The 17,619-nt window shown below is 51.8% G+C and carries 16 protein-coding genes; 4 read left to right on the top strand and 12 right to left on the bottom strand.

Annotated elements, in window-relative coordinates; translation table 11 throughout:
* The 5 genes from H8730_RS11765 to H8730_RS11785 all read right to left on the bottom strand — a co-directional run.
* A partial coding sequence (locus tag H8730_RS11765; RefSeq protein ID WP_249289857.1) for a hypothetical protein occupies positions 1 to 338 on the bottom strand: 338 nt, incomplete at its 3' end.
* Positions 339 to 447: 109 nt separating this feature from the next.
* Positions 448 to 1,239, bottom strand: a complete 792-nt coding sequence (locus H8730_RS11770) for a hypothetical protein (RefSeq protein ID WP_249289858.1) — start codon at positions 1,237 to 1,239, stop codon at positions 448 to 450.
* Entirely contained in the window at positions 1,226 to 1,756 is a 531-nt protein-coding gene (locus H8730_RS11775; RefSeq protein ID WP_249289859.1) for a hypothetical protein, read from the bottom strand. The genes H8730_RS11770 and H8730_RS11775 overlap by 14 nt, the downstream gene beginning before the upstream one ends.
* 150 nt (positions 1,757 to 1,906) lie before the next feature.
* The gene (locus H8730_RS11780; protein ID WP_177719811.1) at positions 1,907 to 2,932 is read right to left on the bottom strand and encodes a dienelactone hydrolase family protein; all 1,026 of its coding nucleotides are present in this window, start codon (positions 2,930 to 2,932) and stop codon (positions 1,907 to 1,909) included.
* A 15-nt stretch (positions 2,933 to 2,947) separates the two neighbouring features.
* A complete protein-coding gene (locus H8730_RS11785) occupies positions 2,948 to 3,787 on the bottom strand; it encodes a polysaccharide deacetylase family protein (RefSeq protein WP_177719810.1) in 840 nt (279 codons plus the stop codon).
* Positions 3,788 to 4,113: 326 nt separating this feature from the next.
* Between H8730_RS11785 and H8730_RS11790 the strand changes: the two genes are divergently transcribed.
* On the top strand, positions 4,114 to 4,803 hold the full coding sequence (locus H8730_RS11790; RefSeq protein ID WP_177719809.1) for a SanA/YdcF family protein: 690 nt from the start codon (positions 4,114 to 4,116) through the stop codon (positions 4,801 to 4,803).
* A gap of 461 nt (positions 4,804 to 5,264) precedes the next feature.
* Here H8730_RS11790 and H8730_RS11795 read toward each other — a convergent pair whose 3' ends face one another.
* Positions 5,265 to 6,455, bottom strand: a complete 1,191-nt coding sequence (locus tag H8730_RS11795) for an AIPR family protein (protein ID WP_177719806.1) — start codon at positions 6,453 to 6,455, stop codon at positions 5,265 to 5,267.
* A 251-nt stretch (positions 6,456 to 6,706) separates the two neighbouring features.
* On the opposite strand from H8730_RS11795, the gene H8730_RS11800 reads away from it, so the two are divergent.
* A complete protein-coding gene (locus H8730_RS11800; protein WP_177719805.1) occupies positions 6,707 to 7,246 on the top strand; it encodes an RNA polymerase sigma factor in 540 nt (179 codons plus the stop codon).
* 16 nt (positions 7,247 to 7,262) lie between these two features.
* On the top strand, positions 7,263 to 8,381 hold the full coding sequence (locus H8730_RS11805; RefSeq protein WP_177719804.1) for an immunoglobulin-like domain-containing protein: 1,119 nt from the start codon (positions 7,263 to 7,265) through the stop codon (positions 8,379 to 8,381).
* 98 nt (positions 8,382 to 8,479) lie between these two features.
* Here the strand turns inward: H8730_RS11805 and H8730_RS11810 are convergent, their stop codons facing one another.
* From H8730_RS11810 to H8730_RS11825, 4 genes are all read right to left on the bottom strand, one after another.
* Positions 8,480 to 9,403 carry a dihydrodipicolinate synthase family protein gene (locus H8730_RS11810; RefSeq protein WP_177719803.1) on the bottom strand — a complete coding sequence of 308 codons (924 nt, stop codon included), beginning with the start codon at positions 9,401 to 9,403 and terminating at the stop codon, positions 8,480 to 8,482.
* A 166-nt stretch (positions 9,404 to 9,569) separates the two neighbouring features.
* Positions 9,570 to 10,700: a mandelate racemase/muconate lactonizing enzyme family protein gene (locus tag H8730_RS11815; RefSeq protein WP_177719802.1), complete on the bottom strand. Its 1,131-nt coding sequence runs from the start codon at positions 10,698 to 10,700 to the stop codon at positions 9,570 to 9,572.
* A gap of 59 nt (positions 10,701 to 10,759) precedes the next feature.
* Positions 10,760 to 11,782 (bottom strand): alcohol dehydrogenase catalytic domain-containing protein, encoded by a 1,023-nt coding sequence (locus H8730_RS11820; RefSeq protein ID WP_177719801.1) that lies wholly within the window; start codon positions 11,780 to 11,782, stop codon positions 10,760 to 10,762.
* Entirely contained in the window at positions 11,779 to 13,788 is a 2,010-nt protein-coding gene (locus H8730_RS11825) for a glycoside hydrolase family 36 protein (protein WP_177719800.1), read from the bottom strand. The genes H8730_RS11820 and H8730_RS11825 overlap by 4 nt, the downstream gene beginning before the upstream one ends.
* A gap of 109 nt (positions 13,789 to 13,897) precedes the next feature.
* Here H8730_RS11825 and H8730_RS11830 point away from each other — a divergent pair, with 109 nt between their 5' ends.
* Positions 13,898 to 14,737 carry a PocR ligand-binding domain-containing protein gene (locus H8730_RS11830; protein WP_283243961.1) on the top strand — a complete coding sequence of 280 codons (840 nt, stop codon included), beginning with the start codon at positions 13,898 to 13,900 and terminating at the stop codon, positions 14,735 to 14,737.
* 24 nt (positions 14,738 to 14,761) lie between these two features.
* Here the strand turns inward: H8730_RS11830 and H8730_RS11835 are convergent, their stop codons facing one another.
* The gene (locus H8730_RS11835) at positions 14,762 to 15,712 is read right to left on the bottom strand and encodes a hypothetical protein (RefSeq protein ID WP_177719798.1); all 951 of its coding nucleotides are present in this window, start codon (positions 15,710 to 15,712) and stop codon (positions 14,762 to 14,764) included.
* A 109-nt stretch (positions 15,713 to 15,821) separates the two neighbouring features.
* Positions 15,822 to 17,540: a type 2 periplasmic-binding domain-containing protein gene (locus tag H8730_RS11840; RefSeq protein ID WP_177719797.1), complete on the bottom strand. Its 1,719-nt coding sequence runs from the start codon at positions 17,538 to 17,540 to the stop codon at positions 15,822 to 15,824.
* Between the last annotated feature and the right edge of the window lie 79 nt (positions 17,541 to 17,619).

Below are 17,619 nucleotides of genomic sequence, written 5' to 3' on the forward strand. Positions count from 1 at the left end.
AGGGAGGGAAGTTGAGAGGGATTGACATAGGGGGTCATGGACATCACGCTCCTGAATGAAGTTTGGGATCTTATTATATCAGCTTTCAGCCCGCTTCGCAAGCGCTTTTCGCGGGACGGTACTGTGTGGGAATCATCTCCAGTGCAATGGGATTTGGCACGATATTCGGTCTCTCTTTCGTTCCCTTTACCGGCGGGCATTTTCCTTGAGCCGGCCCTCTCCTCTGGCCCTCTTTTCTTCCCTTTCTCCACGCTGGCTCCTCTCGTGGCTCCCTCTACCGGCGGGCATTTTCTTTGGGCCAGCCCTCTCCTCTGACCCCTTTTCTCCCCTTTCTCCACGCCGGATCCTCTCGTGGCTCCCTCTACCGGCGGGCATTTTCTTTGGCCGCCCCTCTTCTCTGACCCCTTTTCTCCCCTTTCTCCACGCCGGGCCCCCTCGTGGCTCCCTCTACCGGCGGGCATTTTCTTTGGCCGCCCCTCTTCTCTGACCCCTTTTCTCCCCTTTCTCCACGCCGGGCCCCCTCATGACTTTCTCTACCGGCGGGCATTTTCCTTGGACTGGCCCTCTCCTCTGGCCTCTTTTCTTCCCTTCTCCACGCCGGGCTCCTCTCGTGACTCCCCTCACCGGCGGGCATTTTCCTTGGACTGGCCCTCTCCTCTGACCCCTTTTCTCCTCTTTCTCCACGCCGGCTCCTCTCGTGACTTTCTCTACCGGCGGGCATTTTTCTTGGGCCGGCCCCCTCCTCTGGCCCTCTTTCTCCCTTTCTCCACGCCGGGCTCCTCTCGTGACTCCCCTCACCGGCGGGCATTTTCTTTGGCCCGCCCCTCTCCTCTGGCCTCTTTTCTTCCCTTCTCTACGCCGGCTCCTCTTGTGACTTTCTCTACCGGCGGGCATTTTTCTTGGGCCAGCCACCTCCTCTGACCCCTTTTCTCCCCTTTCTCCACGCCGGACCCTCTCGTGACTTTCTCTACCGGCGGGCATTTTTCTTGGGCCGGCCCCCTTCTCTGGCCTCTTTTCTCCTCTTTCTCCACGCCGGCTCCTCTTGTGACTACCCTCACCGGCGGGCATTTTCTTTGGCCTGGCCCTCTCCTCTGGCCCTCTTTCTCCCTTTCTCCACGCCGGCTCCTCTTGTGACTCCCTCACCGGCGGGCATTTTCTTTGGCCCGCCCCTCTCCTCTGGCCTCTTTTCTTCCCTTCTCCACGCCGGCTCCTCTTGTGACTACCCTCACCGGCGGGCATTTTCTTTGGCCTGGCCCTCTCCTCTGGCCCTCTTTCTCCCTTTCTCCACGCCGGCTCCTCCTGTGACTCCCTCACCGGCGGGCATTTTCTTTGGCCCGCCCCTCTCCTCTGGCCTCTTTTCTTCCCTTCTCCACGCCGGCTCCTCTTGTGACTCCCTCACCGGCGGGCATTTTCTTTGGCCTGGCCCTCTCCTCTGGCCTCTTTTCTTCCCTTCTCCACGCCGGGCTCCTCTCGTGACTCCCCTCACCGGCGGGCATTTTCCTTGGACTGGCCCTCTCCTCTGACCCCTTTTCTCCCCTTTCTCCACGCCGGACCCTCTGGTGACTTTCTCTACCGGCGGGCATTTTCTTTGGACTGGCCCTCTCCTCTGGCCCCCTTTCTCCCCTTTCTCCACGCCGGACCCTCTCATGACTTTCTCTACCGGCGGGCATTTTTCTTGGGCCAGCCCTCTTCTCTGACCCCTTTTCTCCTCTTTCTCCACGCCGGATCCTCTTGTGACTCCCTCACCGGCGGGCATTTTTCTTGGGCCGGCCCCCTCCTCTGACCCCCTTCTCCACGTCAAACACTGAATGGCAACAAAAAAGAAGGGGGTCTAAAAGTCATGAAAGGACTTGAGGGCCCCCCTCTTTTTTTGGTATGTTGACCCAGATCACGGGGCCGTATCACGTCAGCACAGCCACCGCAGCAAAAATTCAATGCCAGCGTCGTCTTTCCCATACTCATGGCCGCCCTCAAACTCTCGATAGAACAGCCGGTCCCCAATTCCAAGGGCATCATAGATGGCCGACACCTTTTGAATCTCTTTGTTCGCCAGCGACACATCAAATAGCTCGTCGAATATACCCACCTCGATTGCCAAAGGTCTCGGCGCAATCAAGCCACAGACCTCCGTATCCAAAAATCGTCCAGCTGAATCAAACCAAACCCAATCGCTCCAATCGTAGGTATACCGGTCATTAAAACAGCAGGAGGAAAAGGCAGCTTTAATCCTCGGCTCCGCCGCCGTCGTGTATAGCGTGTAAAACCCGCCGTAGGATAATCCCGTCATTCCGACCCGACCGTCCTCGATAGGATAGCGTGCCAATAGAAAGTCTAAACTTCGCTGGATCTTAAAGATCTCAAGCGCTGTAATGCTGCTTCCCACCTGCTTGAGCTCCACATCCATTTGTTTCCGGTCAATGGCCGGGCCAAAGGCATCAGACCAGAGATACAGCTGGGGCGCAAAAGCAGCGACGCCATAGCGGGTTATGCGCCGCGTCATATCGTTGTAATTCGTTGAATCAAAAAACGACGAACATAATTCCGGCGTCCCCCCGCCTCCATGCTGCACTATAACTAATGGGTACTGTGTTTTCCCCACCGGTAGGAATAACAACCCGTAGACCGTGACGCCCGGCATCGCCTCAATTTCCAGGCGATAAATCTCGGATTGCTCGTCTGTTGCCACCTCAATGACTTTTGCCGCCGGTATACCCCGGGAATCCTCCAGCATAGGCCATCCAAGCATCGCTCGATACTCCTCCCGCAGATGGACAATGGAATCGGCGTACGCTTCTGCGGAAGACAGGTCGGGCTGAAAAAACCGATGACGGCGCTCATTCGCTTCCACACGGCGCTCCAAGACAAGCCGCTTCAGTTCGTCTTGCTGTTTAATCCGGAAGGATGCGCCCACTTCAATGGGTTCTGAATACATAGCGGATCCCTCCTATCAAAACAGCGAAACACAGCCTCCTGCCGGTATCTCCGCTAATATGTCATCCAATTGGATCCATACAGGAATCGCGGAAGGATTCTGAATCATGCGAAGATCCGTAGAATAGATCAGCCGTTCATAAGCGGTCACATAGTCATAGATCTCCATATTGGTCGCATACCAAACACCCTGATCTCCAGAGACCAAACGGAAGAAATCCTCAATCACCGGCCAGTTGTCGTTCTGTTCAAACTCATAGCTGTGACCCCACAGATAGAAACACATTGGATCTCTGTCCGGATCTGCTTCCATAAACTTCGCTCCCAGCGCCATAAGCTCCGGATCATTGTGATGGCATGTTGCGCCCCAGCGGAGCCAATTTTTAGGCAAATAAAACTGGTGATGGGACTCCACCGTTCTAGAATAGACAATTCCTGCTAGCGCAAGCGCCTCCGTTACATCGTCGGATACGGCCCCATAGGGATACGCCATTCCGCGGATCGGTCTCTGAAAAACCGCTTCCAGTCCCTTCCGATCCTCTAGAATCTGTTCCAACAATGCCGGCGCTGGCAGCGCTGTCAAAAACGGATGGGTATATCCGTGGGTCGCCACCTCCGCCAATGGACAGGAAAAGACTTCCTGACAACGCGCCTGAGACATCCTCCTGTGGATTTGGCCCTTGGGATATTGGGTTCCTTCCGGCGCAAACAGTCCCGAATTTAAATTAAACGTCCCCCTAATCTCGTATTTCTTCATCAGCTCCAACAGCTGAATATCCTGCTCCACACCGTCATCATAGCTGATCGTAAGGGCCTTCTTCCGCCCTCCAGGGAAGCGTAAATATAGTCCTCGCATTTTGTTTTTCCTCCTCATGGTTTCTGAAATGATTTGTTTCATTATAGCAAAGAATTAAACTGGAATCAACTCCATTGACAATTAAATCCGATCATCGTATGATGGTAATATCGAAGAGAGAGGTGTATGCGAATGCAAAATGAAAAATTGTTAGGAGTGAGTTCGCCAATTGACAAGCCGGATGGGATGCAGCGCAGGCTAAAACGCAGAGCAACAGGCCAGCTAAATTCAAACGCCAGACAAATTTAAGCATCAGCCCTCTTGTGATTTTCTTAAGACTATGCTATCATCAGGGATACCGACTCTGCACACAAGGAGGCATTGCAATGAAAAAAGCGATCCGATGGACTGTGTACCTATTGTTTCTCTTCTGTCTGCTCGGCCTATTTTCAGCGCTGCTCATCAACGAGTATATCAAATCCTCGACCCGCAATCGCATTCTCTCGGCAAAGTCTGCCTCCGCCGCCAAGAAATACGACTGTATTCTCGTCCTCGGCTGTGGCGTCAAGCCCGACGGAACGCCGACTCACATGTTGGAAGACCGGCTCTTGCAGGCGATCCAGCTCTATGAACAGGGGGCATCGGAAAAGCTTCTTGTAAGCGGCGATCACGGCCGTGCTGATTATGATGAGGTCAATGTGATGAAGCAATTCGCCGTGGACAGGGGGATTCCCTCCGAAAATGTCTTCATGGATCATGCTGGTTTTTCCACCTATGAAAGTTTGTATCGTGCCCGGGACATATTTGAGGCGAAGCGGATCCTTATTGTAACGCAGGAATATCATCTGTATCGCGCCTTATACGTGGCACAGAAGTTAGGGCTGGATGCGCAGGGCGTCGCGGCGGATCTTCGACCTTATGAGGGACAGACATATCGGGAGATGCGGGAGATTTTGGCGAGAGACAAAGACTTTCTATACGCGGCGTTACAGCCAAAACCTACCTATCTGGGCGACCCCATACCCGTCAGTGGCAATGGAGATATAACAAATGATATAAAACAGACAAAGGAGTGAATCAGGCATGGTTCGGCATATATGTCATCCATCCAGCCCATGTAGAAGCCGGCAAGTTCGTCCGAAGTGTCGTCACGAATTGGCGGTGCGTTGATTTCGTCGAGGGATAAATAATTTAGAATAGGATGGAATCGCTATGAATAATAAAAAGATGACTTGGACTCCGGAGGAATTTCGGTTTAAACTATTCAACAAAAAGGTCTGTCCCCTATGCTCTGGCAAACTAAAGCATCATATAAAAAAGGTGTATGTCGGGAAAGAGAGGGGGCCAAACTCCACTTTATTGCGAGATACGGATCAATATTTCGACTGGTATTATTGTGAAAACTGTTCTCGAGATTACTCTATTTCCGACTTGGTCAAATTGAAAATGGAGTATGAGAAGTGACTGCCAAGTAAGGGCCGTTGTAAAGTCGACTCATCCTCGGCTTTGCAACGGCCCTTATCTGGAATCCTATAAATCAATCTGGCAATGAGAACGTGTAGATCAGAACTTCTTTGAAAAGATTGCTCCACAGGTTTCCACTTTTGCCAAGGTACTCTGGATTGTCTTCTTTTTCCTCCAGCACAATGGCCGCCAGCCTTGACCCTAAAATATTCCATATGGCAATGGGATCCGTCTTCCATCGGTAGTATTTCGTTTGGGGATCTATCACAATCAAGGCGCGAAAGGAGCCGACAACGGGATACACAATCCCCTTTGGCACCAGGTACCGTAGCTCTCTCTGAGAAAATAGCGCATAGCCCACCGTATTGCCGCCATCATATTTGGCATACTTCTTACTCCCATATTTCTTCTTTGCCGTGGCGGCTTTCTGTGGAAATTCCCGCTCCACCGCATCCCAGAGCTCAAAAATCTGAGGGATAATGGGCTCCATCCTCCTCACAATGTCTTCCCGGACCTCCTTGCCTAAGCTCAGAAAGCGTTTCAAGCTGACTTCTTTGCCGGTGTAGCTTTGAATCGGCTGAGAATCGCTGGCTGTCCCATCCTTGCTTTTGATCGGGTAGAGGGCTTGGTTGAACATGTTCAGAATCGTAATGATCTCCCTCACATCGATGGGCGCCACTCCATCCTCCGCATAATGTTCGTTCATTTTATAGGCAATCCGCCCAGAAAAGTCCAGCTCGGACATGACTTCCTTTATAACGTCAAAACTATTTTTTAACTCCTCGATGGACTTGAGATCGACTTGAACGGATGTATTTCTAGCCGCCGCCAGCTCCACCGGTGATGTAAGCCCTGTAAAGATTTCCGCAAATACAAAGCGGTCCTCGGAGAGCGTTTCCCGATCCTGCGCGTCAAAAATCGCTCGCAGCGTATGTCCTCCATCGATATTGCCATGGATATCTGGATTGGCAACCTCAAGGAGTAGGGTTTCCGTCTCCGTCTTATAGGTCACCTCCTCCACCGACATGACAATTCCGCGATTCAGCACATGAAAATTGGAGTTCTCCTCCAGACTGTTACAGATAGCGGTGGCAACGCTGGTGGTCATTTTCTGATCTCGCGGATTGGTTTTCATCCAGTCCCTCAACTCAGGGGGAATACTGCTCGCCTTAATATAGCATACATATTTGACGTTTCCACCCTTGCGGTCGTTTGGATCCCGCATCTTCTTAAATTCTCGCGCCTGCATTTCATACGTTGGCATGATCCACATCTCCTTTATGTTTTAAGATTGGAGGTCTACCCGGTAAAATCACCTGGAAACCTATGCCTTCATTATACGTGCCCGCCAGACAAGCGTCAACCCTATTTTTTCCTGAATCCTCCAAATTTTTACAGCTATTGACATTCCGGGCGCTGTGCCAAATTCTTGTTTTGTGGTACACTGTCGGTTTTAATTTCTCTGAAACTAATTCCAAGTTTCACGGCGCTATATAAGTGAAAGGCGGTGGAAAAATGGTCGACCAGAATCCCACTACTCTTTTTAACGACATCTATGATTCCACAAATCGAAAGGTCCTGGTTTATATCACAGCGAAGTGCAGCAGCCCTGCGGATATCCACGATATCTTCCAGGAGACCTATATGGAACTCTACTCCATCTTGGTTAAGAAAGGACCTGACTATATCCAAAACAGCGAGGCCTTTGTCATGAAGCTAGCAAAGCAAAAGCTGTCCCGCTATTATTCTCTTTTGGATAGGCTAAAGCGCCTCCTTCCCCTCTCCAGCCCGCCGGAGAATGAGGACTGGGACGCCTCAATGGAGCAAGAACTCGATTCTGTTCCCATCGATGAACTGGTCTGTTCGCGGGATTTGGCTGCGAGGGTTTATACCTACCTTTCCTCCAAGCCAACGGATGTAAAAAAGGTTTTTTATCTGTATTATTCCCTTGACCTGACAATCCCCGAGATCGCGAAACAGCTTTCCATGTCGGAATCCAATGTCAAAAATAAACTGTACCGCACACTGAAAGAGATGCGGAACTTTTATTCATGAAGAGGATGGTGCGATTATGCAAGAAAAAGATTTTCTCAAACACGTCATTCAGCGGGATATGCCTGAATTTGAGTCCGTTCGCCGGGAAATTTTGCTAAGGACAGCGGCTCCCTCCCGGCGTTTTCCGGCCATAAAGTGGCTGGTACCAACGGCTGTATGCGCTGCTGTGCTGCTGGCAATGGTATTGATTCGGAATCAGTCGCCTCTGGAACCGCAAATTCCTACCTATCAGATTATTTCCGGCGACCTGTATTCCCATTTGGAGGATCAGAAACAGGCTGGCTCTTCTTCCAGTCAGACTCCCTCTATTTCAGGGGAGGACGTGGATATGGGGAGCCTTGCCGCTGCTCGCTTTGGGGAGTACGTGGCCGCCAACGGATATCCGGATTATCTAGGGGGCACTTATGTCACGGATACGGGAACAATGGTGGTGCTGCTGGCGGATGACACAGAGGCCAACCGGAATGCCATCTTGTCCATCGTTGGGCGGGATGAGGATGTCCGCTTCGAGCAGGCCTCCTACTCCTATGCGTATTTGACTACACTTATGGGGCGTTTGGCAGATGGGATGACTGACGGCAATCTCTCCTACGTTCTGTACGCAGCTCTTGATGATATGGAAAACCAAATCAAGGTGTACGTGTCCTCGGCCAGCGATGCTGAGCTGCTTGCTCTCAGCGCTCTTGACACTGCGGGCAAAGGTAAGGCTCTCGATATCTATCTCGTAGAGCCATCGGAGTACGCCCCCCACACCGATGATTTCAATCAGTCCACTCCCTTAGATTCAGAAGGTCCCGTGACGGCTGCCCTACAGACTCTGACTACAGCGGCCGGCGAACAACAACTCGTCTTGACCTTGACCAACCACGGCGATAGTTCTTACAGTTATGGCGAAGAGCCTCTTTTGGATGTGGAGAAGAATGGCATTTGGACGCCCGTATCCCTGCGGGAGAATGTTGGATGGCATCAGGTTGCAATACAACTCCAGCCAGATGAAACCCAGGAGATTACAGTTCTTTTAAGTGTTCTCTACGGAGACTTGCCAGAGGGACACTACCGGTATCGCAAGGTTCTGACCAACGAGGATACCGGTGACACCATGACGGTGCAAGTGGAATTTGATATGAAAGGATGAAAGGATCGCAAGAATGCGGGTATAAGGAAAAATGAAAGGGCAGTCGGATTAACTGATTGCCCTTCATTTTTTTGGTTGGCACTAAGTATACTAGGATATCATCCCTTCAACTCAGTCAGCGCCAACACCTTGAGCAGCTCCAGGCGAATCTCCTTTTCCAGATCACGGTAAGCGTCCTGCCCCAGGATGGACACAACCTGTTGGTTTCCCATGGGAATGCCCCGTTCCGCAAAAATCCGTTTATAACCCGCCGGGAAGGTTAAGCTGTCCGCCAGCCGCAGCAATTTTAGATAGGATTGATTGACCTCCATGGCCTGGGAGACCTTTCCCTCAGCCATCAGCCGGTAAATCAAGCAGTTGGCCTCGGGCAGAATCGCAGAGAAGGCCGTCATACTGCCGACACATCCGCCCACAAGGGACGGAACCAGCATATCATCCGTTCCTGTCAGGATGGAAAAGTCAGGCCGTTCCCTTCTACAGATATCAACTTCATGGGCGATCCGTTTCATATTCTGTCCAGAATCCTTCAGCCCAACGATGGAGGGCACAGACAGAAGTCTCTGAAAAACATCCAGACTCAGCTCACTGGTAAACATGGGAATATGGTACAACACCATAGGGATGTACGCTGTCTCCTTCGCCACCTGCAAATAGAATTCTAAAATCTCGCTCTGCGGCATGGTGATATAGTAGGGAGGGCAGAGCACAATAGCATCGTACCCTAGCTCATAGGCCCGTTTTGCATAGCGGACGACCCCTGGAACGCTTGCGGCACAGACTCCGGCTACCAGCCGCTTGCGGCCTTTCGCCATGGCCGCCGCCTTCTCCATCACCCACAGGTTATCCTCCGGTGAAAGACTGATAAATTCGCCGGTGGTTGCACACGGAAAGATGCCGGCTATATCGCTGGCGAGCATGAAATCCAGTTCTTTCTCCAAACCCTCTTCATCAATACGGCCTTTTTCCAAAAAGGGGGTCAGAAGGACGCCATATGGACCGGACGGTCGAAAATCATGGCTCAAAAGATTCACCTTCTTATGATAAAATACTCAGGCTCCAGGGGATAGGAAAATAAATTCACAATCCCTTTGGCTGTGACTCGGTACGTATTTTCAATGCGCATTCCCGGCCGCAGCACGGACCGCAGTGCTTCGCATACGGCTCTGTTATAGCACAACAGCCTCTCGATCATGACAAGCTGCCTACGGAGTAATGGCGAAGCATCTCCTCATCAATCTCAATACCCAATCCCGGTCGATCCGGAATATTGACATACCCTTGTTCATCAATCTGAAAATGCTTTTTCACCAGATTTTTGCTGAGCACCGTCTCCTGTGAACAGTATTCCAAATATTTTGTATCCGGCGTAGCCGCAATGAGGTGCAGAGACGCCGACATGAGGATACCAGTTTTAAAAGCGTGGGGAATCAGTGTGACGCCTTTTTGTTCCGTCAGATCGATGAGCTTTTTCGCCACGGTGATGCCTCCACAGCGGCTGATGTCGGGCTGTAAAATATCAATATGGCCGCGATCCAACAGTTCCTGGAATTCATACAGAGTGCCCACCTCCTCGCCAGCGGAGATCCGAATATTCTCTGACTCACAGAGGCGTCCGTACAGATCCAGGGCGTCAGGGGAGAAGGGCTCCTCCACCCAAAATACGCCAAGCTTTTCAAATTCACGGCACATAGCTCTTGCTGTCTTATAGTCCTTCCATCGCATAGCCATGTCGATCATAAGCATAGGGCTGTCACCCATGGCCTCTCTGGCGCAGGAGACAAGGCGCAAATCTTTCTCATTTCGTTCTCCCAACGCTCCCCAGCCAAACTTGATCCCCTTAAACCCTTGGGGAAGATATGTGGCTGCGATCCGCCGGATCTCATCCTCAGAATCAGGCATTAGGACGCTACAGTACGCCGGAATCTTATCCCGAAAAGCCCCTCCGATCAGCTTATGAACTGGCTTGCCCACCGCTTTTCCCATGATATCCCAGATGGCGATATCAATCCCGCTCATAGCGTGAATCGCCACACTGCGGCGGCCATAGTAGTAGGAGTATTGGTACATCTTCCGCCAGATTTTTTCCACATCAAAGGGATCTTCGCCCATCACGGCATCTCGCAGACCTCGGCACAATTCGTGGGAGGCGGGTGTCTCAATGATGGATTTCACAATGTAAGGGGAAGAATCCACCTCCCCGATTCCCTCAATTCCCTCATCCGTCTTGACCCGAATGACAACCGTATCCTGACTTCCGTCACCGATCAAGGCAATCTCCGGCTGTTTTACAACAATAACTTCGACATCTGTAATTTTCATAGCTACCTCCATGCTGCCGCCCTAGCGGAACTCAATGAACAAGCCCTAAAATCCTCGATTCAAAACGTGATGACACATTTAATCGCGCCATCTTTTCGCAGGGACGCCGTGGTGACCGCCTCCTGAAAGCGCTCGATAGGAAATCTATGGGTCACCAGCGATGCAACGTTGACGCGCCCCTGGCGCACCAGTTCGATTAGCGGTTCCCATACAAACGGATTGCTGCACGCGCCAAAAATTTGGAGCTGCCGGACAATCATATCCAACACCGGAAAGGAGACTCGGTCCTCCTTGGATGGGATGCCATACAGAATGACACGTCCGCCGCTGCGAACACACCGCACGGCTAAGTCTATGCTCGCCACCGCGCCTGCGGCTTCTATGGATAGATCAGCTCCATATCCCTTCGTCTCCTCCAAGACCCGGGCGTACACATCCTCTGAGCGGGCATCAATCACCACGTCAGCTCCCAGCTCCCTCGCCTTTGCCTTTCGCACGCCAGATGCAGACACGATCACTTTGCCGGCCCCACAGGCTTTCGCCACCTGCAAATACGCCAGACCAGCAACACCGCTTCCCTGGATAAACACTGTCTCGCCCATGACAACGCCATGCTTGAACAGGGAGCCCGCCGGGCAGATGATGCTTTCGATGATGGCCCCTTCCTCAAAGGAAATCTCTTCGGGAAGCCGATGGATCCCCACGGCGGGGACCACGACATACTCTGCGTATCCCCCATTGTAGGGGGGATATCCCACCTCTCCCCCGTGGAGGCAGAATTCATACTGGCCACGCCGGCAGAACTCGCAAGTTCCACACGACACGATGGTATCTGCCACCACACGCTGTCCTACAAGGGCTGGATCCACCCCTGCTCCCGTTTCAACGATGATTCCGGCAATCTCATGGCCCAAAATATGGGGAGGTTTGGCCAGCTCCAGATGTCCCGCCATGATATGAAGATCCGTTGAGCACAGGCCTGCCCCTTTTACCTGAATCAAAACCTGCTGTTGGCCAGGTTTCGGTATAGGGACCTCCTGAATTTCTACTGTATTAATGCCAGTCCATACCACCGCCTTCACGCGATTTCCTCCTTTCGATCCACAATTTCCACGAGGACGGCCCTGTTCTTTTCTTGGATTGGAATCCAGATTCCCTTCTCCATAATCTCCCGGCCCGTTTCCCTCCACGTCTCTTCCCTCTGGATAACCGTGTAAAGGGTGGAGGCGTCCAACTCCTTGGGCCGCACAAGCAACCCATCCCGTGAATCTTCCATGCGGAACGCAATCAACAGACACCCTGTCTCATCCGGCGCCTTGAGCTGAAACACCGCAGGGCTCATGATATCCTCCATCCCCGCCGGAGCCGTCAACTGATAACACACCGCTCCCTGTAGAAAGTCCCGCTTTTCTTTGTAAAAGGAAATCCACCGCTGAATCCCCTTTTTTGTGGCGTCGGACAGCCGTGCCAGATCGGTGCTCAGCCCTAAGACCCCACAGAACCCAATGGCCATGGAATAGTCCAGATCCACCTCCATCGTCCGGTCCCAGGTGGCATCGGCACAGGCGTACAGCCGCTCCACGCCCTCAAAGGTTGAGACATTATACGGCCTAGCCAGCGGATCTCCGCTGCGGATTACCGCCCACTTGGACAGACATCCAGGGGGAAGGCGGAGCAGAGCTCCTTGGTATATCCGAAGGACTTCCCGTGGATGAACGGTATCGCTGATGAAATGAAAATCAAAGTGACGAATGGTGTTAAGATCGGAGCGCTGCCCACCGCTGGAGCAGCCTTCAAATACAACATGAGGATACTTCGCGCGCAGCCGGTCCAGCATCCCATATAACCCCTGATAATAGCGGTAGAAATTGCATCGGGACTGATCATAGCTGACACCCACATTAAAATCAATCTTCATCATGCGCAGCCCATAGGTCTCGATCAGTTCACCAATTTGCGCGAAAATACGATCTTGAACCCACGGCTTCGACAGGTCGGCAACGTAGCCCCCATCCACTTCAAAGAAATATTCAGGATGTTCCTGATACAGGGGCGCCTTTTGCGTCGCGCGCTCCGGCTCCATCCAGATGCCAAAATCCAGGCCCATCTGGCGGATCTGGTCCGCAAACTCCTTCATCTTGCCCCGAAAGGCCACAACCGTATTTTCGTACCAGCATCCCGTCTCACTGTGCCACTGTTCGCTCTCCCCAAACCATCCGGCGTCGATAACAAACACCTCACAGCCCAGCGCTTTCGCCTGGCGTGCCTGCTCCAGCAGTTTCTCCGGGTCCAGGTAGCTGTAGTCGTAGAACCACGTGTTGAACACCACAGGGGGAATCCGTTTGGTGAAGTGATGGGATAGAACATATTGATGCAATTTATGCGCCCCCAATCCCACATCCTCAAAGGAATGAAAGAGGATCTCTGGAAGCTCCAGCTCTTCCCCCGGCTCCACGGCCATATCCAGGCCATCATTGGATAACCCCATATCCAACACGGTGTACGCCTTACCGCTGTGGGAAAATTCTTTTTTGACTTGGAGTATCCACTTTCCCATGGGAAGCAAATGAAACGCGATCCCCTCCCCCGTAAGGCGATTGCGCAGTGCTGCGTAAGGCGTAGCCCCCTCTGTCGTCCTCAATCCCTTACAGGTGATGGTCACGCCTCCCCCAGGCACGGTCTGCCAATCTCCCTGATTTTCCTGATTCCAGGAACTGGATTGACAGTACACCTCCAAATCATGCCCTGAAAATACAAACCGGCTCAGGCACGACCGAACCCGCTGCCTCTCGCCCGTGGGATTCACGAGTACATCCCGGCGGCTCCACACGTCGGAAGCTTCATCATACGCGTAGGTCGCGCTCATGGAGAGCCGGCGGCCCGCACAGCGTATCCGGGCCCTCGTGTCTTGGCTCTCAAACTCCGTGACCTGCAATCCCGTTCCATCATACCGGCCTTCCTCATCCTGCAATAGGAATACTCCACAGATTCCCGATTCCCAGTCTTCTAGACAACCACCCTTCTGTCCAAGAATCGATGTTACCGCTACATGGTCCTCCTGCCGTTCCCACTGTATTGGCGATCCCATGGCCCTTTCCTCCTCGTCCTTTATTTTTCTTGATTTTATCAAATCAGGTGGTATAATAATAGAGAAAACTGTATAAAAACTGTAAATTTGTCCGGAAAGTTGGATATATATGCCACTCCTGCTCGACACAAAGAAACTGGAAAAATTGATGAAAGCCTTCTATACCCTGACTCACATCAAAATTGTCATCATTGATGCCCAGTATCAGGAACTTTTGGCGTATCCTCCGCGCCACAGCCCCTTCTGCGCCCTCATGCATGAAAATCCGGCGACATGTGCCCACTGTCAGCAGAGTTCCATCCATCTCTGTCAAAAAAGCCGGCGACAGGGGGGATTGATTGTAGATCGCTGTCACGCCGGCTTGACGGAGGCGGTGGCTCCTTTGCGCGACGCCGCCAATATGATCATCGGATACATTATGTTTGGGCAGATCACCATTCTCTCGTCTTATGAGGAGCTGTTGGCCCGGATTCTAGAGTCCTGCACGGGGTATTCTCTTCCCCCTGACCTTTTGGCGGAGAAAGCTTCCCACATCACTCACGTCACGCCAGAGCAGATTGTCGCCGCCGGTGAGATTTTAAATGCCTGTACCGACTATATTTTGTTACAGCAGATGGTATCCTTGAAGGAAAAACATGAGATTCATGAGATTCTGCGCTATATCGATAGCCATCTCCATGAACCGCTGACGATTTCCTTCCTCTGCGATCAGTTTCACATCAGCCGAACCACCCTATACGATATGACAAAACCCTATATGAAGGATGGCATCGCCGCCTACATAAAAATGCGGCGGCTTGAGAAAGCAAAAGATCTGCTTCAATACGGGACCGATCCGGTATCGTCTATTTCTCAGCAAGTCGGATTCCCTGATTACAATTATTTTCACCGTGTGTTCAAGCAGTATGCCGGCGTTTCCGCAAAGCAGTACCGCAAGCTTAGGCAGTAGCGCCGAAGCGGGGAAAGGTTTCCCTTACTTCAAGATTGCTGTCAATGACAGATTCTTGATTTCCAAAATGGCATCATAGGTGCCCGGCATTTCCCATCCCAGGTTTGTGGACGTTATGGTGTACATGGATATCGCATCGCTGTGGAGAAAGCCCCGGTCAACGGCCGCGGTCAATCCCCTTTGAAGGAATGGCAAAATGTCAATATCCAGCTTCATCCAGCCGCCTGAAGGAAGGCCGGCATCGGTCAATTCCGCTTGATCCACAATATAGATGAACTTATGTGATGCATCCGCTTTGCCGCCGTCCTCCGCCATATATTCCCGTATTTGTTCATACCGAGCGTCAAAAATCGGAATTCCAAACCAATACATATCCTGGGTGCGCACATTGGCGACGGTAAAAAACATGGAGGTCTGTCCCGTATGGAGTGCCGCCTCTGGCGCCTCCATATAGGAGACACAGTATGGTATCCGTGCCTCCAGCGTGAACCGCAAGGATTCCAGCTGATCCAGCGCAGGACATCGGGATTGCAGCCCTGTCTGCTCAATAAGAAGGTGGGGCCAATCCTCCCCTTCCTGCCGCGGTGAAGTGTATTCTTTTGATGCGCGCAACTCTAGCTCTAGGACCGTCTCGCCTCCGTATCTTGATACTTCCACCCGCTGAGACTCTGTCTCATACCTGTAGCCATTGTCCTCATACCGCGCTTTTCCCTCGGCAATATTGTAGCGGCAGGCCCACTGGGCTATGCGCCACTCTGGAAGCGTAGGCGCCCCTTGTGCCTCCGCTGGCCTCAGCACCCCGACAGACCGCACTGGATATCCCGGCGCCAGCACGGTAAACCCCATTGCAAACTCTGTATCCCGCAAAACAGCGATTTCTTTGTTTGTCCCGATCATCTCATTCGTCCTCTTCTCTTTAACTTGACTACCGGCCAGCAGGAGTCCTAGCACCAGCAGGCCGGCTATTTTGATCACCTCCGCCCTGGCGGGACAGTGTCCTGCCTCGTCCGCTCCAAACGCTTGCCCTCTTGAAAAAAAGAAGACTGCTGCATACTGGTGCGCAGCAGTCTCAGAGAGCTCTCCATTATTTCATCTGATCATAGGCTTGTTGATAAATTTCCAAGAAGCGTGCCAGTCCAACGCTCTCAAGCTCTGCCAGATACGCCTCCCAATTGTCATCGATATTTGCTTCTCCCAGGATGAAGCGCATAGACCAGCTATTGGTCGTCTCTGTGATCAGCGTCGACAGATCTGACAATTCTGCCGACAGATCCGACGAGATAACAAGGTTCACGGGAAGGAGCATTTTGCTGTCCGGGAGATAGGGCAAATATAAATCCTCCGTCCACGTATTTAAATCCAAATTGTAGTGAGCGGCATCTGGGTCATGGTCAAATAATTCCTCAAACCAGCTATTTTTTACAGAATCACCGCGCAGGTATATTGCCATAGGCCATACGGCGTTGGGAGAGATTTTATCCGGATCATAGGCGCTGCCAGAATTGACCTGATGGTATTTAGCCGGTTGTCCGTCCGCCGTGACCGCACCGGCTTCCGCCAGCGTCCAATCTTTATTTTCTTCTCCGACACAGGCACGGATGGCGACTTCCTCCTCAAAGAGTCCATCGATAATTCGTATGCAGACTTCCGGGTACTCTGTTTTTCCCGATATCAGGACGCCGCCGTTGCTGATCGTGTTGATTTTGGTGGCATATTGCTTTCCGTCAGGCCCTTTCAACGGGGGAATCATGACAAAGTCATCCGCGTACATCTCAGCCGCTGTATAGGCCGCGTGGGACGGCATAAATCCAACAATGTTGGGCTCTTGTCCCGCCACAGTGCGATAGGTGGACATGTCGCTCATGGTAAAGGTTTCCGGCGCGATGAGACCTTCGCTGTACAATTTGTTGATCCATTTTAAGCCTTCTTTATAGCCGTCCTGCGTATAAGCGGGATACACGTTACCACTGGCATTGACAAACAGATTGGTTCCATCCTCATTATACTCAAAGGCATCCATCAGATACACCAGGGGTTTCCATGCCACCCAGGAGATATTTCCTATAAGCGGGATCTCATCCTTCTGTCCATTTCCATTGGGGTCGTCGTTTTTAAACGCCAACAGCGTCTGATAAAACTCCTCCGTCGTCTCAGGAATTGGCAGATTCAGTGTGTCCAACCAGGGCTTATACACAAACATTTTATTCCAGACCATATCCCTTGGATTGGTGGACTCATAATTGATCGCATAGGTCCTGTCTCCAGAAAACGTTACGGCATCCTTGATCTCGGGGTTTTCATCCCACCATTTCTTGATACGAGGCGCGTTCTTTTCCACTAATTCTGTGATTTCCAGGATCGTCCCTTGCTCCCCATACAGCTGTTGCTGCTCTGGCGTAAAGTTATTGGAGAGCAGAATGTCCGGCATCTCCCCGGAGGACATGAGGGTACTTAGGGATGTGGTGATATCCGCCGCGGAGGGGGCCATAATGAAATCTAGTTTTACATTGGTGTATTCTTCATACCAGGCCGTAAATTTATTATCTTCAGATTTGTAGGAATCGACTTTCTTCTCCGGCGTGGGATGGGTGAAAACCGAGATTTCTACCCGTTCTTTTACAATGGGAAAGGTACCTGCCTCTGTCAAGTTTGTGTTGACATCCTCTCCAGATGCGCTGGTGCTGTCTGTGCTTGTGCCAGAACCAGAGCTCGTATTGTTGCTGTCGTTTCCCGCCTTGGAGCAGGCAGACAGAACCGATGCTGCCAAAATTGCCGCCAACATAACACACAAGAACTTTTTCATATTGTGAGCCTCCTTTTAATGTGTGGTAGTGTCAACTGACACCCCGTATTGAAACCCTGTTAATAGGGAATCATTCTCT

Source organism: Bianquea renquensis (assembly GCF_014384895.1).
GTDB classification, from domain to species: domain Bacteria; phylum Bacillota; class Clostridia; order Lachnospirales; family Bianqueaceae; genus Bianquea; species Bianquea renquensis.

What these genes read in the sequence shown, in the direction of transcription:
- H8730_RS11780 (WP_177719811.1), bottom strand. Translation starts at nt 2,932, where the DNA reads ATGTATTCAGAACCCATTGAAGTGGGCGCATCCTTCCGGATTAAACAG.
- H8730_RS11790 (WP_177719809.1), top strand. Translation starts at nt 4,114, where the DNA reads ATGAAAAAAGCGATCCGATGGACTGTGTACCTATTGTTTCTCTTCTGT.
- H8730_RS11830 (WP_283243961.1), top strand. Translation starts at nt 13,898, where the DNA reads ATGCCACTCCTGCTCGACACAAAGAAACTGGAAAAATTGATGAAAGCC.
- H8730_RS11795 (WP_177719806.1), bottom strand. Translation starts at nt 6,455, where the DNA reads ATGCCAACGTATGAAATGCAGGCGCGAGAATTTAAGAAGATGCGGGAT.
- H8730_RS11840 (WP_177719797.1), bottom strand. Translation starts at nt 17,540, where the DNA reads ATGAAAAAGTTCTTGTGTGTTATGTTGGCGGCAATTTTGGCAGCATCG.
- H8730_RS11775 (WP_249289859.1), bottom strand. Translation starts at nt 1,756, where the DNA reads ATGCCCGCCGGTGAGGGAGTCACAAGAGGATCCGGCGTGGAGAAAGAG.
- H8730_RS11815 (WP_177719802.1), bottom strand. Translation starts at nt 10,700, where the DNA reads ATGAAAATTACAGATGTCGAAGTTATTGTTGTAAAACAGCCGGAGATT.
- H8730_RS11785 (WP_177719810.1), bottom strand. Translation starts at nt 3,787, where the DNA reads ATGCGAGGACTATATTTACGCTTCCCTGGAGGGCGGAAGAAGGCCCTT.
- H8730_RS11770 (WP_249289858.1), bottom strand. Translation starts at nt 1,239, where the DNA reads ATGCCCGCCGGTGAGGGTAGTCACAAGAGGAGCCGGCGTGGAGAAGGG.
- H8730_RS11805 (WP_177719804.1), top strand. Translation starts at nt 7,263, where the DNA reads ATGCAAGAAAAAGATTTTCTCAAACACGTCATTCAGCGGGATATGCCT.
- H8730_RS11825 (WP_177719800.1), bottom strand. Translation starts at nt 13,788, where the DNA reads ATGGGATCGCCAATACAGTGGGAACGGCAGGAGGACCATGTAGCGGTA.
- H8730_RS11800 (WP_177719805.1), top strand. Translation starts at nt 6,707, where the DNA reads ATGGTCGACCAGAATCCCACTACTCTTTTTAACGACATCTATGATTCC.